The following is a 15,985-nucleotide window of genomic DNA, read 5'->3' on the forward strand; positions in this document are numbered from 1 at the left end:
TTACACTGCTAAAATAAATGTCAGTGACGGTCGAAAGTAAGGCCCGAAAAGGAGAGAAAGTTAATGAGTGAAATTTGTCACCGTACAAATACACGTCCAGTGCGTGTCGGTAATTTAACAATTGGTGGTAGTAATGAATTATTCATTCAAAGTATGTGTACAACAAAAACACATGATGTAGAAGCAACAGTAGCAGAAATTCTTCGTCTTGAGGAAGCAGGCTGTCAAATTGTACGCGTCGCGGTACCAGATGAGCGTGCAGCTGATGCGATTGCAGACATAAAAAAACGTATCAATATTCCATTAGTAGCTGATATTCACTTTGATTATAAATTAGCATTAAAAGCAATTGAAAATGGTATCGATAAAGTTCGTATTAACCCAGGTAATATTGGACGTAAGGAAAAAGTAGAAGCTGTTGTTAATGCGGCTAAGGCAAAAGGTATTCCAATCCGTATCGGGGTAAACGCTGGTTCATTAGAGCGTCATATTTTAGAAAAATACGGTTACCCTACTGCAGACGGTATGGTAGAATCTGCTCTTCACCATATTAAAATTTTGGAAGACTTGGACTTCCACGATATTATCGTATCGATGAAGGCATCTGACGTAAATCTAGCGATTGAAGCCTATGAAAAAGCGTCTAAGGCCTTTAATTATCCTCTACATTTAGGAATTACTGAATCAGGAACATTATTTGCTGGTACAGTAAAATCAGCAGCTGGCCTAGGTGCTATCCTTTCAAAAGGTATTGGTAATACATTACGTATTTCACTATCTGCAGACCCTGTTGAAGAGGTAAAAGTAGCACGTGAGCTATTAAAATCATTCGGTCTTGCTTCTAATATGGCAACGCTTATTTCTTGCCCAACATGCGGTCGTATCGAAATTGATTTAATCTCAATTGCCAATGAAGTAGAAGAATATATTTCTAAACTAAATGTACCGTTAAAGGTAGCTGTACTAGGTTGTGCGGTAAACGGTCCTGGTGAAGCACGTGAAGCCGATATAGGTATTGCTGGTGCTCGTGGTGAAGGTTTACTATTTATGAAGGGCAAAACAGTTCGTAAAGTCCCTGAAGAAACAATGGTAGAAGAGCTGAAAAAAGAGATCGATAAATTAGCAGCTGAAATGGCAGAAAAACGCGCGGCCGAAGAAGCTGAAAAAGCAAACGCCTAAGGAGGTGTTAGCATGAAAAAGCCACGCTTTGGAATTGATATCGATGGAACGGTGACATGTCCTAGTACACTCATTCCACATATCAATAAACAATACAATGTAAATATCACACTTGACGATGTGTGCGAATATGATTTTTTATCAGCATTTCCCCACCCCGTTGATCGTGTAGCATTCAATACATGGTTTAAAGAAAATGAGCCATTTATGTACGAAGTATCTGAAGCAGCTAAAGATGCGAAAGATATTTTAAATACTTGGAGAGAAAACTACGAACTTTATTACATCTCTGCCCGTGGTGAGAATGTATCAGATGTTACGGTAAATTGGTTTAAATCACAATCTATTCCGTATGATCATATCGAACTCATCGGTAGTCACGATAAAGTTTCAGTAGCAAAAAAACATAGTGTTGAGGCATTTTTCGAAGATAAGCATGATAATGCAGTCATGCTTGCGGAGGAATTAAACATACCAGTTGTGTTATTTGACACGCCTTATAATCGTCTTGCGGTTCCAGACAATGTCGTGCGCGTTTATAACTGGCAGGAAGCCAACCAATTTATCACAAACTATTTTAAATAAACAAAGGAGTCGTGTTCAGCATTGAACACGACTCTACTTTTTATACATCAAGTATCCCTCGTAACCATCGCTCCACGAAATTTTCAAAGGTAATGCCATATTTTTCATAAACAGCATGATATACGAAATAAACGCCTAATCGCTCAAGTAATTCATCATTAATCTTCATCACAAACCACTCCTTCTCTCAAATTCACTAAATTTTCAGTTACTTAAAAATCCAAATTCTTGTACATTCTTGAGGAGGTCACATCGTTGCAAAACCGTCACAATCTGCCACCCTCATGCCCTTTTTTCATAGTTTTCTTTTCGTTAATATAGTAGTAACAACTTGCAATACTGGAGGGACTACTTGTGAGATGGATGATAAAGATAGCTTGTATAACAAGTCTTTGCGTGCTGCTAGCTGGCTGTGGTAATCGACTATCTGAAATTAAAGACGCAGTTTCAGGCATTAATTCAGCAGCAGAAACTGCAGCCAGTGCAGTTGGTCGTGATGTACATGCTATACGGGCAATTGCCATTGACTATAAAGATACATCCTTTACAGTTAATGACCTATTTAAAACTATTTTACGTGACGTACGCTGGGATTATGACGCTGAAAAAAGTGAGCTCCATGTGAGTGGTACATGGCAAGCACCACTATTTTCTGAACAACAGTGGGATGATACGATGAAAAAACAACTAGCAGAAACAGGCGTAGTAAAGATAAAATGCACCATTAAGGACGATAAAATTGATAGTGCTCTCACAAATGTAACACTTATTTTTAATGATGAAACGATTCTTAAAATGAATGGGGAAGATGCACTACATCACCTCTATGATACATATTTACAAAAATAAAGTCCGTAGCTTTTACACAAGGCTATTTTCTCAAAAAAAAGACAGATTTAATCTACAAACGGGTAGAGGAAATTCTGTCTTTTTGTTTTGATTTTTGATATTTCACGAATCGAAACCTTTACCCACCATCCACGCAATAAAATTGTTATTCCGATTTTGTGCTATCAACTACAGCAATTTCTGATTTGAAATTCCTTGACAGTATCATTGTCTTGTTGCAGCTCTTTCTAGGCTGTATTCTATGAGGCTAGGTGAGGATATGTATTTTTTCTAAATAATACTTCACGATCGCTAAATATTCTCTGGAGTAATACTTAATACGAAATTCAGAGGGTGTTGCAGCTGGTAAGCCGGTAACGTTAAGTCCTAAATCTTCACCAATAGATTCGGCGCGATATAGATGAAATCGATTTGTCACAACTACAACTGTGGCATCTTTGTCTATGTAATCCATTGAATACTGAAAGTTTTCAAGCGTACGAGTCGAATTCGATTCGGTGATAATTCGCTTTTCTTCAATACCTAATTGCATTAATGATTCTTTAATGACAGAGGCTTCAGAGACAATTTCGTCCTGTCCCTGGCCGCCCGAAGCGATGGCAATTGTATTTGGATTTTCTTTTAAATAGGCTGCTGCAGTCTTGATGCGCTCGTACAGTAGACTAGACGGTTGATCCCCCGATAAACGTGTACCTAAAATAATGAGGTAATCTGCATTTTCTATCGCAGTATCTTTACCTTGAGACACAATCAGTAAGTGTAGGCAAAGGAAAAAAACAAATACTGCCGAGAGCAATATAGTGATAAGTTTGAATACCTTCTTCATAATAACCGTTAATTCCCCTCCCATTTACGTTGTAACGATTGACATTACATAAATTATCAGTAGTAAATTTCAAAATATGCGATAGATCCTATAGCGTAGTTTATATTATTCATTTCATCCACCACGAATAAATTGAAACAACACACTATCCACTTCTTTAATCTTAATAACCTAACCTACTTTATAGCAAGTCAAATAAATTTATTGCCATAATAATTTTTAAGAACTTCTTATTTTTATGTTCATCAAAAAATAAGCCTCTGAAAAATCTTACAATTTAGAAATATCAGGTTCTTCCGTTTGAAACTAACCGAACTCTCCAGTTATAATTAAAGTATCACGTGATGGTTCGGAGGTGTTTGTATTGGGACAGAGAGATTAAAAATTGGCGAACTTGCAGAAAAAACGGGAATTACAAAAAGAACAATCGATTATTATACAAACATTGGCTTATTAGAAGCAGAACGTTCTGCATCCAATTATCGCTACTATGCCCCTGCAATGATTGAACGGCTTCATTTTATTGAGCAACGCAAACAGCAAGGTCTTTCACTCATAAATATACAACATGAGCTAAACATCACTCCGCATGAAGAAATCGATGTACAAACGCTACGTGTAAAAATGCAAGACTTAGAGCAGGATGTAACTTTTCTACTTGAACAAATAAACAAACAAGACAATCAAGATATTGAAAAGATTAAAAAACATGTTTCTCCCGAAAGTATTGCTCTCATGCAATCTTTACTTTTACTTATTCATAATTAGGAGGTGACGTTCTGTTCATACAGAACGACTATTTGGAGACCATACTCAACTTATCGATTTTCACCATTTTATTAGCTTTAACTGGCTTTTTCGTGGCAACGGAATTTGCCATAGTAAAAGTACGTTCCTCAAGGCTTGACCAATTAATTGCGGAAGGCAATAAAAGAGCCATTTCTGCAAGGTATGTTGTTAATCATTTAGACGAATACTTATCTGCCTGTCAGCTTGGTATTACTGTCACAGCGCTTGGTATCGGGATGGTCGGTGAAAAAACCTTTGAATTTATGCTTCACCCTCTTTTTAACTTGGTTGGCATTCCAGATAAATATATGACAGTCTTTACGATTGGTAGTGCTTTTGCCATCGCAACATTTTTACATGTTGTTGTCGGAGAGTTGGCTCCAAAGACTGCTGCGATTCAAAAAGCTGAAACGATTACACTCCATTTTGCTAAACCGATTATGTGGTTCTATAAAGTAATGTACCCATTTATCTGGTTCTTGAACGGTTCAGCTCGAGTATTAGTTGGCATGTTTGGGATGAAGCCTGCTTCAGAGCATGAGTTATCACATACAGAAGAAGAATTACGATTACTACTATCTGAAAGCTTTGAAAGTGGAGAAATCAATAAAACAGAGCTAAAGTTTGTGAATAATGTCTTTGAATTTGATGAACGTATTGCTCGTGAGATTATGGTACCTCGAACAGAGATTGTTGGAATTGAAAAAGATGAATCTTTTACAAATATGATTCATTTTATCGCCGCTGAGAAATATACTCGTTATCCTGTTTATGATGGTGATCGTGATAATATTTTGGGCTTTATCAACGTCAAAGAATTGTTTACTCATAGTTTGCTTGAGCAACTGACAGACGATTCATTAATCCTTGAAGATTTCATTAATCCTGTTATACGAGTAATTGAAACGATTCCTATTCAAGAATTACTAGTGCGTATGCAAAAAGAGCGAATTCATATGGCCATTTTAATGGATGAATACGGCGGGACATCGGGACTTGTAACCGTTGAGGATATTTTAGAAGAAATTGTTGGTGAGATTCGCGATGAATTCGACGATGATGAAATTGCAGAAATTCGAAAAGTAAGTGATAATCACTATATTTTAAATGCAAAAATGCTCATTGAAGATGTTGAAAAGCTATTAAATGTAACCCTGGAAGCAGAAGAAGTCGGAACATTGGGCGGTTGGTTTTTAACAGTAAATAACGGCATTAAAGCTACTAAAAATATTGAGCTGGCCCCTTATATATTTAGTATTTATGAACAACAAGGGCATCGGATTGATTACATCGAGGTTCGTCCTCTTCGCAATATGTTACCTACTGTACTAGAAGCATAATCAGGTTTTCTTAATAGTTTATAACAATTTTGCTTCACCAGTATCATTCAAATAGGGCTATTCCAGTTTTTCCAAATACTTTTGTCCCATTCCATTATTAGGCATATCCATATATAATTAATATATGGATATGATTCTATTTTCAGGGGGCAATACATATGAAATTGTTTAAACTCTATCATTCGGACGGTATTCACATCATTACCGATGTTAAAAAACACAAAACCAACATCGAATTAAAAACAATTACTGGTGAAATATTATATATTATCGTAGTTACAGATGAAAACTACACAGTGTACGATGATCGCTTTGCTGGTGCTTCAAAGCAATTAAATTCTGTAGAGGCATTTGATATTGATGGAAACTTCCGTAGCCTAGATTTTGATAATATGCGTTCACTCTTCAAAGAGGCTTTTACAAAGCTATTACAAGAAATTGCAGAATGTGTCAATGATAATGATGAACTAGTAGATATTGATACATTACGTCATAAAGTAAGCGCTCAAATTAAAGGGATCCATTTCCGTGTTATTTCTGACACGAAAAAATACGAAATTTAACTATTTTGCAGACTGTCCAATGAAAAGAATTGCTGGGCAGTCTGTTTTTTTACGTTTTAATTTCCCACGAAACAAAAAACACCTCTGACCACTTTCATGTATAATAGTATTTAACTATCTGAAAGAAAGGGTGTTTTGGATGAATCGTGAGCAATTAGTCACACTTATTTCAGAAAAACTGAAATTAATCCGTACCGAAAAAGATTTAACACAGGATCAGATGAGTGATTTACTAGGACTTTCTAAAAAAACACTTGTTCAAATTGAAAAAGGTCGTATTTCTACTGGCTGGACCACAACCGTTGCGGTGTGCGCTTTATGCAGAGAAAGCACAATTTTACAGCATGAACTTGGCGGGGATCCACTTGAGGTCGTCGACTTAATCGCTAATAACGGCACATTACAGCCAAAGGAAAAGACGATGGGTGGATACATATGGTGGAAAAATCTTAGCGAGTACAAAGGTTATCGTCTACAACAAAACGTCATTAGTCAGCATTTTCGAATTTTAGATACAAACAACTATCGACTACTATCAACATTCGATGAGTCAATAGCCAAGCAAGTTTGGGAAGACTATAAAAAAGACTAAAACTCGCTACTACCATAGAAACATTACGGCCAAATACTTTTAGGTTTTACGCAAGTAGCATTAAAGAAACTTTGTTTAGGCTGCACGATACTGCCAGTGATGGCGCTCTATTTAAATCTTTTATTTCCTATATTTGATATTCTCTAAAAGACTGCTACTATTCATAAAACAGAGTTACTCTACAAAATGTGTAGAATCAACTCTGTTTTACATATTATAAATCGCATTCAACAAAGGCACTCCGTTACTTTAAGGTACAATATTTCGTTCTTACATACTAATTTTGTTTCGTTAATCAACTGTAAACTCCGCTGTCAAATGATACTTGTCATAGCCCCCAGCGTTTCTAAAATCCAGCATTTCTTTCACTATTCGGTATTCACCGTGATCTATACTTCCATAGAGCCCCTCCCACTTCACTTGCCATTCCTTAGCAACCGAAGAATCCAAGCTATAGCCAATATCATTAAAAGCGGGGTTCCCATCAAAGGCAAATGGAACTTGGTACCATTTCCCCTTGATTTTCTTTTCCAACAAATAATATTCACCATAGATAATTTGCTTGTTGTAGTTATTCTCAAATGTCACCGTCAATCCAGTAGAAGTGACCGTTCCTTCCTTTACAATCATCGTTACTCCCTCAAGGTTGTTGACAGTTCCGTATATTGTTTGTTCCCAGTCAGTTGTCGGTTCTCTTGTTTGATCGTCTAGTTCTTCGGAACAACCGACTAATACAAAACTAATGACCGCCAATACGATAAAAATTCTTTTCAAATTTTCTCCCCCTTTACTATTTAGACATTGATTTTTGATTAAAGTTTCAAAAACCTAACTTCACCAAACTGCTTCGTTAGCTGAATAGCAAGCTGTAGCAAATTCCACATCTATTCCCAACACTTTAGACGAACGAATACAGAAATGGAATCATTTCGTCATATGATAAAGAATAACTAGAAACCTTTATATGTTGTGATAACATTACAATCAAATATATGGTTAAAAGTTACATTAGTCGATATTTGTAAAACTATTCTCTATACTTATTAGTAGTTCTCTAATACTGGAAAGGATGCTCTTTTATGGATCGAATACTAGCAATTAGTGATATACATGGAGAAATAGAACTTTTTGAAGAATTATTATTAAAAGCTAATTATGATACTTCGCTAGATCAGCTATTTTTACTTGGCGATTATATTGATCGAGGGCCTGCATCTTGTGGCGTTTTAAACTTAGTGGGAGAATTACAAGGAAAAGGTGCACGTGTCTTACTAGGAAATCATGAAGCTATTATGCTAAAAGCATGTCGCTCTGGCCTTCCTAAACCATGGAATCATTGGGTAGCACTTTGCGGTGGCGAAGCAACACTCGCGAGCTATGGTTATCAGTTAGACGATTTTACAGAAGCTATTGAAAATGATACTCTACCTAGCTTTATTCAGACCTTACCAAAGCTAGAAGAACATTTACAGCTTATTGAAACTTTTGCTACTTATATCGAATTAGAGGATGCCATTTTTGTACATGGCGGTGTTGTTCCTGGAGTAGCTTTGGCAGACACCGATCCTTTGCAATTTTTATGGATTCGCGAAGAATTTCATGTAGGTTATCAAGGCGAGAAAACTGTAATCTTTGGCCATACACCTACCTATAGACTTCACCAGAATCCAACAAATTACAGTGTCTATTTTGGTGAAAATAATATCATTGGTATAGATGGTGGAGCTGTTTTTGGAGGTCAGTTACACGCAATAGAATGGCCAAGTCGTCAAATTATCTCGGTGGAAAAGGAAAAGCCAACAAGTGTAGAATAACCTGTTGGCTTTTCGCGATTTCTAATACAATTTAAAAATAACACCTACTAAAGAGTACACGATAACCGTTGTAAATAAAATGGTCATATGGATAAGTGAGAAAACAAACATTTTTGTCGCCCACTTTATTTGATCTTTATTACTATGGTAACCGTAAATACTCATCACAAGCCATGCAATGCTTAGCAATAAAGCAACAAGCATAATGCCAACACTTAAAGTGCCAAATAAAAAGCTTGATAATATTAATAAGATTAAATAAAAGTTCGTTTGATAATAAGTACGACGCATCCCTTTTACAACTGGAAGCATTGGAACGTTAGCCGCTTCGTAATCAGCGTGCTTACGAATAGCAATGGCATAGAAGTGTGGCATCTGCCAAATGACCATCACTAAAAACAGGCCGAGTATTGCAGGGTGTGTAATATCAGAAGAAACTGCCGCCCAGCCAATGTACGCTGGAATCGCCCCTCCTATACTCCCAACTTCCGTGTTATAAATCGTATGTCGTTTTGTCCACATTGTATAAGGTACTACATATAAAAATACTCCTAAGAGACCAAATCCAGCAGCTAGTGGTGAAGCAAGAGCCAACACAGATGCCCCGATAATAAGCATGGCAAAAGCTAAAATTAGTGCTGATTTAGCTGACATTTCACCAGTTACAGTTGGTCGACTTTGCGTACGAGGCATCACAGAATCAATGTCGCGGTCGTACACATTATTAAATGCTCCAGCAGCACCAATAACAAGTGCTGAACCAATCGTTGCGAAAATAATTTCAGGTATATTCTCTACGAAAGTCATTTTATTTTTGTACATACCTAGCGTTAAACCAGCCCACATAGGAATTAAATTGGATTTAATGATTCCTGTTTTCACTGTCTGCGCTAAAATAGAAGAGCGTGAAGACTTTTCCAATGACTTCTCGGAAGTTTGTGGTTTATGCTCCGTTTTTAGATTTTGTTCCATTCATCTTAATTCCTTTTCTCTCTTAATTTCTACACGCTTTACCATTAGAAAGCGACAAATTTTGCATTAGACGTACCAAATTATTATTCTACCTCTTTTAGATAGAGTCTGTCTCAATGTTCACATAAAGTACATGATTTTCTTTATTCTTTATATTCAACCTAATGAAAAATAGAGATACACGTTCATTCACAACATCTTCTATGATACCACCGACTGCCGCGAATTTGAACCTTATTGGCTTGATTCTTTGCATATTACTATTCAAGTAAAACAATCTACTCTATACTAAGGTGTATGTTTTAACTATATGAAGGAGTGTCTACCACGTGAAATACGGATTTATCGGCCTTGGTAATATGACTACGGCCATTATTAAAGGAATGTGTAAAAGCGGAGATTTTGATCCTACTTTTATTTATGGCTATAATCGTACCAAAGCAAAAACAACAAAATTAGCAACCTCTTACGGCATTCAGGCAGCAAGCTCTATTGAAGATATTATGTCGAATTGTGACATCATTATCCTCGGTGTCAAACCCCAAATGTTACCAGATGTTTTACCTGAAGTGAAAAAGCATTTACAAGACAAGCATGTCATTGTTTCCATAGCTGCAGGTAAAAATGTTTCATATTTCCAAGGTTATTTATCTGAAGTTACACCTATTATTCGTGTAATGCCAAACATTAATGCGCTTATCGGTGCTTCCACTAGCTGCTTTACAGCAAGTGAGACAGTATTAGATGCACATCTTCAGCATGTCATCTCACTGTTTGAAACAGTCGGTACAATAATCGAGGTACCCGAACACTTATTTTCCATATTTACAACGATTGGTGGTGCTTCACCTGCATTCACCTATATGTATATCGACGCATTAGCACGTGCAGCTGTACGTGAAGGAATGCCAAAAAGCATGGCGCTTGATATTGCGGCAAATGCAGTACTCGGCAGTGCAAAAATGATTATCAAATCTCAGGAACACCCTTGGGCACTTGTTGATCAGGTATGCTCACCGGGAGGGACAACTATTCAAGGTGTGTCCTCATTACAAAGTAACCATTTTGAAACAACGATTCACGATGCCGTAGCTGCCGTGACTAACAAAGATCGAAGCTTATCAAAATAGGTCTTGAATGAATAGTAAAGAATAAAATGAAACCGAGACATCCTGCATGTCTCGGTTTTTTATGTTGGTTAAAAACTATTATGTTAATGAAATTAAGGTTTTAATATAGTATGGCTCTTCGGCAAAATGAGGGGTTGATTTCCGTTCCGACTGGGCGCTTTCCTGGGAGCGTCCAATCTCCACTCCAATCAACCACTTCACATAGCATATATCTTCTGGCATGGTACTTTAAATTATGGTTTTTAAGCGCCACAACTCCACAAAGATTTCCTTGACCATTTTGTTTTCATTGAATAGTATCTTGTAATTCCTGTGCTAAAAATGCAGTTAGATCACGTAGATTTTCTGGTGTAACACCATGCCCATCTGGATACTGTTTAAATGTCACAGTAGCACCAAATTGCTCAAATATTTCTTTACTTTCAGCGCCCCATTGTGATGGGATAACATAATCATAATCACCATGAGAAATAAATGCATGTAAATGATTGACGGAGCGAATTGCATATTCCTCTGTCACGAATTTTGGCGTGTAGCCACTTAATGCCACTATTCCTGTAATTAAATTGCCCATTACAAAAGCAAGTGACTGTGCCAAAACTGCGCCTTGACTGAATCCAAGCATGTACACTTTATGTGGATCAATTTGATATTCATCAATTGCCTCTAGTACAAATCGTTGTAGAGCAATTAACACTTTATCGAAAATTTCACGGTCTGGTTTACCGATATCTTGGATTGTGAAAAAAGCATAGCCAGGTTTTTGCGAAATAGGTCCACGTAAACTAATGATATGACATTGCTCTTTAAAGTCCTGCACTAATTGTGGTAAATCATCTTCATTACTACCCATTCCATGCAGTAAAAAAATCGCTGGATATTTTTTATTTGGAGCCATATTTGTTGGTTGTGTATGTTTAAAAGTAAATGGTGTATTCATTTAAAAATTCCTTTCAGGTTAACTTAGTGTCACCTTATTATACTGCAAATAATATCTAGACAAAAACAGGATTGCTTCGTGTTAAGACATTAGAACACGATTTTTTATGTACGAAAGCTCCACGCAAGCACTTAATGGATAGAAAGGATACGTATAGAACGTATACTTTTAGCCTTCGTTCCTCTATCGGCTCGCTCCTAGGGACTGCAATCAACTTATATAACTGCAAACTAGATTAATGTTGTTTATCCCGCAGACATAAAGCCTCCTACTGATTAAAGTATTACTTTATTAATAATCCCGTCAGTATGATAAGCTATATAGCCGTTAATTATGCGGATCGTTTCCTGTGGATCTGCATTAAATAGCACTTTTGATTGCTCCGGTGTAGAGACAAGTACCGTTAATAAATCTACGCGCATGGAATGTCCAGCAGAGCTATAAGCATAATCGTAAACAATATCTTCCTCTGTCATATTGTCTGCCACATACTGCTTATGAAACAATTCTTTAGCAGCATCCATTTGTTCCGCAACTTGCTGACGAATTCGCATTTGATGCATTAAAAGCTCTTCCTCAAGTACAGAAGTCTTTAACCACTCTTTCTTTTCGAGCATCTTCAAAAATTCTTTTTCCCAAACTTGCTCATTCTCAGTAAAATACAGCATGTTAATCATTAATTTATCCCAAAAATCAACTTGAGATTGTGCTGAATTACGCTGTATCTCTAATGCCTCTTTAAAGTGCTCCTCAACCTTAGTAATATTCATATTGCGCACTAAATGGTTACATACTTTTTCAATAAATTTATTTGCCGCTTCTTGTGCCATGAAAAAACCCGTCCTTTATTTCTACATATCATTTCCCCACTATCATATCATGATTGTAGAATATAAAGAAACGGGTAACGATTAGGTCTGCGATGTAGGCTGTCCTAGAATTACATCGCTAACAAAAAACATCCTTGTTTCATCATAAAATGAAACAAGGATGTTTCTTGAACTCTTTATACTTTAGAAGCAGTAATTGAATCTAAAATATTTTTTGCATCATTGTGAAGCGTTTGATAGTTCTCAAGTAATATATTTGGAGGTACAGGTTTACTAAATAAGAAGCCCTGTACAGTATCACATTGACTTTCTAATAGATAGGATAGCTGTTCTACCTCTTCTATTCCTTCCGCAACTACCTTTAACTGTAGATGCTTTGCCATAGAAAGAATCATGTCAACTAATGCCTTATCTGTAGTATTCGATTGTATTTTCTGAACGAAAGACCGATCAATTTTCAAACAGTCTATAGGGAAATCCTTCAAATAAGATAAGGATGAATAGCCCGTCCCAAAATCATCAACTGCAATCGTAACCCCAAGGGCCTTCAATTTGTGTAAAATCATCGTCATATGATCAATATGGATCGTCATACTTTCCGTTATCTCTAGCTGCAAATATTTTGGCTCTAATTGTGTCTTCTCAAGAACATGATGAATTATTTCAACTAAATTTTGCTGAAAAAGTTGACCTAGTGATAGATTGACCGCTACTTTAATCGGTGGCAATCCTGCAGCTTCCCAACTCTTTACTTGTTTACACGCTGTTTCTAGAACCCATTGTCCTATTGGAATAATTAATCCAGATTCCTCAGCAATTGGAATGAAAACCCCCGGAGAAATCCAACCCTTTTTAGGATGCTGCCATCTGACTAAAGCCTCTACCGACTTAATTTGACCCGTACGTAAATCAAGTTGCGGTTGATATTCTAAAAAAAGCTCTTGATTATCTAAAGCATCATGTAAATCATTTTCTAATAAAAGTCGTTCAGTCGTTTCATGTGATAATGAAGACTCATAAAATCGTATACGTGTTGGTGTTTTCTGAGCTTCATGCATAGCATAAAGCGCAAATCTAATAAGCTCCTCTTCCCTATGAGAATCTGTTGGAAATAAAGCAATACCTATATTTAATTGACTATTTAAAGAAAAATGTTGAATTTGAAAAGTTTCTTCCATGACTAATTGAAGCTGTTGACTGAGCTGGGTCAATTGTTGGGTATTGCTCACCTCATCTATATAAACAACAAAATAATCTTCTCGCAACATGCATAGCAAATATTTCTCTGGTAAAACACTTTTCAACCTTTGCGCGATTAAACTTATCATTTGGTCTGCATAGGTGCTACCTAAAGACGCTTTAATAGCAGCAATTCTTTCTATACCGATAGCAAGAATTGCCTTTTGTGATTTAGCTATGTATAAATCCCTTTTTAATGATTCCATTAAAAAACGTTCATTTGGTAAATTCGTAATCTCATTATGGTAAGCCATAAAATGCATCTTTTCACGAGAATTTTCTAAATGCGCTTGTGTAGCCACTAACTGCTGAAATGGTTTTTCGATAGAAGAATAATAAATAGCTCTAAATAAAAGATAAAATGCACCTAACTCAAAAATATGTCCTATAAAGTTTTTAATATCATAAACATCTAGATAAATAGTAAAAAGTATATCACTCAATATTAAATAAATCGAACTACCTAATAGCAAAAATATAATTTTTGGTGCTTTCTTAAAATTTTTAAGCAATAGAACCATAATCACCATTTGAAGCGTTATAGCTATATATTGTAAAGTATTTTTTAAATTAGTAGGACCTTCCCCTTCGATCATAAGAGGTGGCAAAACAGGCGTAGGAGCATAGAGAACGACAAAACAACTAATGGTTATTACGAATGGCAAACTATAAATGAACCAGCGATCAATTAATTTGATTTCCTTCTCCTTGATAAAATAAATAAAAAGAGAACCAATCGATAATAGTAATCGACCGAACATATAAAACCAAGTTGCCGCATACGGTGTACTTTCGGTAATGAAGAAAGGCATTCCCTTATAGGTGAGTGCATGTGCTATTTCGATGAAGCTAAATGTTAAAAACAATGCCCCAACATACAGGCCTCTATTTGATAAAATAAATGGTGATATTAACCATGTCTGAATCGAAATTGACATCGTCACCACAATAATGAGTATTTCCATCAATAAATGAATCGTAACATAGTTGTTCTTACCCATTACTCCATAAAATTCATCACTTCCTAATCCAATTATGATTAAGAAAATTATTGATACTAGCATGAATTGAATGCCTTTTCGCACAAACGGAAAATCCTCATTAAATCCCCACATTTTCCAACTACCCTCCTTTGATTCAAACATATTTTCTCAGATATATGGATGATCCTATTCAACAAAAATCGTATTGATTATATAGTTCTTGAAAAATAACAAACTATATCAAACAAACTCTTGAATTCCCTTCCAAATCTTTAATTCGGCTAGGAAATTTGGAATAATTATACTATAAGATTACCATGAAATATCGACTTTTCAATCAAAACTCAAAACCGAATAGAAATAGGGATAAATTACAAAAAAACAAGCTCAACTCATAAAAAATTGTTTATTCCGTTTTACCGAGCATCTTCATCACAATGTTAGGTATGACTTAAGGCAACATGCAAAACCGGAATGGCCGAAAGCAGCAAACGAGAAAGCGGAGCGCAAACGTCAGATTTCAGCACAAAAAAAAGACGCCTCAACTCATTGAGACATCTTATATCTTATGAAAATACATAACTATCCATATTATCGATTGTATTTTGGATAGCATCTTTTAATGAACGCTGATGTTCGCCACAATCAGCTATTGCTTCTTCTAAAATAATCGCAGCATTTGCTATAAACGGCGCCATTTGCAAATCCTTCGCTAATTGAATCAGAACAAGTGCTTTATTCCATTTCCAACGCGCATTTTTTGGATCTAAGTTTATAGCTTGTTCTAAGTAGCCAAGTGCATCGAAGGGCATCCATCCAAAGCGATGCATCGTTTGACCTGTGATGCCCCAATATAACGCCTTGTTAGGATTTTCTTTGACTGCTTGTTTAAAACAATGGACACTCTCGTTGTAATGATGGGCAAACAAAAACAATTCACCCTGTGTAAAAAATGAATGGGCCTTTTCATTTGGAGTACCCTTTGTTGCTATATCCTCTAGCTCTTTAATACGTTTAGCAAACTCTGCCTCATCCTTGATTGCACGAATTTCGACGACGGCATCGGATTCAGGATAGCTCTCATCCGCTCGTTCAGCATGTTGAGTTTCAACGCCCATTGTAGGCTTTGGATAACTAGCAAAATCATACTCTTCTAATAATTTAATATATTTATCAGCTAACGCTTTCTCTTTTTCATCTGTAACTTGCTTAGCTGCCTCATAGCACTTCATTAGCTCACCATTATAAAAATAATCATCCATCGTCATTCAATATTCCTCCAATGTACAACTCTTCAGTATATTTAGTATACACCAAAATTAAAAAAGACTGATCAAAATAATATTTGATTCAG

The 15,985-nt window shown here is 36.1% G+C and carries 17 protein-coding genes; 9 read left to right on the forward strand and 8 right to left on the reverse strand.

Annotated elements, in window-relative coordinates:
• Nucleotides 1-63 precede the first annotated feature (63 nt).
• A complete protein-coding gene (ispG, locus tag MWJ95_RS10735; protein WP_249073564.1) occupies nucleotides 64-1,179 on the forward strand; it encodes a flavodoxin-dependent (E)-4-hydroxy-3-methylbut-2-enyl-diphosphate synthase in 1,116 nt (371 codons plus the stop codon).
• Nucleotides 1,180-1,191: 12 nt separating this feature from the next.
• Nucleotides 1,192-1,764 carry a 5' nucleotidase, NT5C type gene (locus tag MWJ95_RS10740; protein WP_249105502.1) on the forward strand — a complete coding sequence of 191 codons (573 nt, stop codon included), beginning with the start codon at nucleotides 1,192-1,194 and terminating at the stop codon, nucleotides 1,762-1,764.
• A 40-nt stretch (nucleotides 1,765-1,804) separates the two neighbouring features.
• On the opposite strand, the gene MWJ95_RS24475 is transcribed toward MWJ95_RS10740, so the two are convergent.
• The gene (locus tag MWJ95_RS24475) at nucleotides 1,805-1,933 is read right to left on the reverse strand and encodes a hypothetical protein (protein WP_283164663.1); all 129 of its coding nucleotides are present in this window, start codon (nucleotides 1,931-1,933) and stop codon (nucleotides 1,805-1,807) included.
• A gap of 194 nt (nucleotides 1,934-2,127) precedes the next feature.
• Here MWJ95_RS24475 and MWJ95_RS10745 point away from each other — a divergent pair, with 194 nt between their 5' ends.
• Nucleotides 2,128-2,613 carry a hypothetical protein gene (locus MWJ95_RS10745; protein WP_249105567.1) on the forward strand — a complete coding sequence of 162 codons (486 nt, stop codon included), beginning with the start codon at nucleotides 2,128-2,130 and terminating at the stop codon, nucleotides 2,611-2,613.
• 247 nt (nucleotides 2,614-2,860) lie between these two features.
• Here the strand turns inward: MWJ95_RS10745 and MWJ95_RS10750 are convergent, their stop codons facing one another.
• Nucleotides 2,861-3,439, reverse strand: coding sequence for a YdcF family protein (locus MWJ95_RS10750; RefSeq protein WP_249073562.1), 579 nt, complete (start codon nucleotides 3,437-3,439; stop codon nucleotides 2,861-2,863).
• Nucleotides 3,440-3,823: 384 nt separating this feature from the next.
• On the opposite strand from MWJ95_RS10750, the gene MWJ95_RS10755 reads away from it, so the two are divergent.
• From MWJ95_RS10755 to MWJ95_RS10770, 4 genes are all read left to right on the forward strand, one after another.
• Nucleotides 3,824-4,207, forward strand: coding sequence for a MerR family transcriptional regulator (locus MWJ95_RS10755; RefSeq protein WP_349294142.1), 384 nt, complete (start codon nucleotides 3,824-3,826; stop codon nucleotides 4,205-4,207).
• 32 nt (nucleotides 4,208-4,239) lie between these two features.
• Nucleotides 4,240-5,568 carry a hemolysin family protein gene (locus MWJ95_RS10760; protein WP_249073561.1) on the forward strand — a complete coding sequence of 443 codons (1,329 nt, stop codon included), beginning with the start codon at nucleotides 4,240-4,242 and terminating at the stop codon, nucleotides 5,566-5,568.
• A 158-nt stretch (nucleotides 5,569-5,726) separates the two neighbouring features.
• Nucleotides 5,727-6,131 (forward strand): hypothetical protein, encoded by a 405-nt coding sequence (locus MWJ95_RS10765; RefSeq protein WP_249073560.1) that lies wholly within the window; start codon nucleotides 5,727-5,729, stop codon nucleotides 6,129-6,131.
• A gap of 139 nt (nucleotides 6,132-6,270) precedes the next feature.
• Nucleotides 6,271-6,723 carry a helix-turn-helix transcriptional regulator gene (locus MWJ95_RS10770; RefSeq protein ID WP_249073559.1) on the forward strand — a complete coding sequence of 151 codons (453 nt, stop codon included), beginning with the start codon at nucleotides 6,271-6,273 and terminating at the stop codon, nucleotides 6,721-6,723.
• Between the two features lie 291 nt (nucleotides 6,724-7,014).
• Here MWJ95_RS10770 and MWJ95_RS10775 read toward each other — a convergent pair whose 3' ends face one another.
• Entirely contained in the window at nucleotides 7,015-7,497 is a 483-nt protein-coding gene (locus MWJ95_RS10775; RefSeq protein WP_249073558.1) for an immunoglobulin-like domain-containing protein, read from the reverse strand.
• A 305-nt stretch (nucleotides 7,498-7,802) separates the two neighbouring features.
• Between MWJ95_RS10775 and MWJ95_RS10780 the strand changes: the two genes are divergently transcribed.
• Nucleotides 7,803-8,537, forward strand: coding sequence for a metallophosphoesterase (locus tag MWJ95_RS10780; protein WP_249105504.1), 735 nt, complete (start codon nucleotides 7,803-7,805; stop codon nucleotides 8,535-8,537).
• Between the two features lie 21 nt (nucleotides 8,538-8,558).
• Here the strand turns inward: MWJ95_RS10780 and cyoE are convergent, their stop codons facing one another.
• Nucleotides 8,559-9,509 (reverse strand): heme o synthase, encoded by a 951-nt coding sequence (gene cyoE, locus MWJ95_RS10785; protein ID WP_249073556.1) that lies wholly within the window; start codon nucleotides 9,507-9,509, stop codon nucleotides 8,559-8,561.
• Nucleotides 9,510-9,838: 329 nt separating this feature from the next.
• Here cyoE and proC point away from each other — a divergent pair, with 329 nt between their 5' ends.
• Nucleotides 9,839-10,639 (forward strand): pyrroline-5-carboxylate reductase, encoded by an 801-nt coding sequence (gene proC / locus MWJ95_RS10790; RefSeq protein ID WP_249073555.1) that lies wholly within the window; start codon nucleotides 9,839-9,841, stop codon nucleotides 10,637-10,639.
• A gap of 286 nt (nucleotides 10,640-10,925) precedes the next feature.
• On the opposite strand, the gene MWJ95_RS10795 is transcribed toward proC, so the two are convergent.
• From MWJ95_RS10795 to MWJ95_RS10810, 4 genes are all read right to left on the reverse strand, one after another.
• Nucleotides 10,926-11,579 carry an alpha/beta hydrolase gene (locus MWJ95_RS10795; protein WP_249105506.1) on the reverse strand — a complete coding sequence of 218 codons (654 nt, stop codon included), beginning with the start codon at nucleotides 11,577-11,579 and terminating at the stop codon, nucleotides 10,926-10,928.
• Nucleotides 11,580-11,854: 275 nt separating this feature from the next.
• Nucleotides 11,855-12,409: a hypothetical protein gene (locus MWJ95_RS10800; RefSeq protein ID WP_249105507.1), complete on the reverse strand. Its 555-nt coding sequence runs from the start codon at nucleotides 12,407-12,409 to the stop codon at nucleotides 11,855-11,857.
• A gap of 176 nt (nucleotides 12,410-12,585) precedes the next feature.
• A complete protein-coding gene (locus tag MWJ95_RS10805) occupies nucleotides 12,586-14,763 on the reverse strand; it encodes a bifunctional diguanylate cyclase/phosphodiesterase (protein WP_249105509.1) in 2,178 nt (725 codons plus the stop codon).
• 434 nt (nucleotides 14,764-15,197) lie between these two features.
• Nucleotides 15,198-15,899, reverse strand: a complete 702-nt coding sequence (locus MWJ95_RS10810; protein ID WP_249105511.1) for an O-linked GlcNAc transferase — start codon at nucleotides 15,897-15,899, stop codon at nucleotides 15,198-15,200.
• Nucleotides 15,900-15,985 lie beyond the last annotated feature (86 nt).

Source organism: Lysinibacillus sp. Bpr_S20, from assembly GCF_023337835.1.
Classification (GTDB): domain Bacteria; phylum Bacillota; class Bacilli; order Bacillales_A; family Planococcaceae; genus Lysinibacillus.

Bases quoted from the DNA above. Each gene is read 5' to 3' on its own strand.
- ispG (WP_249073564.1), top strand. From the start codon at position 64: ATGAGTGAAATTTGTCACCGTACAAATACACGTCCAGTGCGTGTCGGT.
- MWJ95_RS10770 (WP_249073559.1), top strand. From the start codon at position 6,271: ATGAATCGTGAGCAATTAGTCACACTTATTTCAGAAAAACTGAAATTA.
- MWJ95_RS10805 (WP_249105509.1), bottom strand. From the start codon at position 14,763: ATGTGGGGATTTAATGAGGATTTTCCGTTTGTGCGAAAAGGCATTCAA.
- MWJ95_RS10810 (WP_249105511.1), bottom strand. From the start codon at position 15,899: ATGACGATGGATGATTATTTTTATAATGGTGAGCTAATGAAGTGCTAT.
- MWJ95_RS10740 (WP_249105502.1), top strand. From the start codon at position 1,192: ATGAAAAAGCCACGCTTTGGAATTGATATCGATGGAACGGTGACATGT.
- MWJ95_RS10765 (WP_249073560.1), top strand. From the start codon at position 5,727: ATGAAATTGTTTAAACTCTATCATTCGGACGGTATTCACATCATTACC.
- MWJ95_RS10745 (WP_249105567.1), top strand. From the start codon at position 2,128: ATGATAAAGATAGCTTGTATAACAAGTCTTTGCGTGCTGCTAGCTGGC.
- MWJ95_RS24475 (WP_283164663.1), bottom strand. From the start codon at position 1,933: ATGAAGATTAATGATGAATTACTTGAGCGATTAGGCGTTTATTTCGTA.
- MWJ95_RS10800 (WP_249105507.1), bottom strand. From the start codon at position 12,409: ATGGCACAAGAAGCGGCAAATAAATTTATTGAAAAAGTATGTAACCAT.
- MWJ95_RS10750 (WP_249073562.1), bottom strand. From the start codon at position 3,439: ATGAAGAAGGTATTCAAACTTATCACTATATTGCTCTCGGCAGTATTT.
- cyoE (WP_249073556.1), bottom strand. From the start codon at position 9,509: ATGGAACAAAATCTAAAAACGGAGCATAAACCACAAACTTCCGAGAAG.
- MWJ95_RS10795 (WP_249105506.1), bottom strand. From the start codon at position 11,579: ATGAATACACCATTTACTTTTAAACATACACAACCAACAAATATGGCT.
- MWJ95_RS10780 (WP_249105504.1), top strand. From the start codon at position 7,803: ATGGATCGAATACTAGCAATTAGTGATATACATGGAGAAATAGAACTT.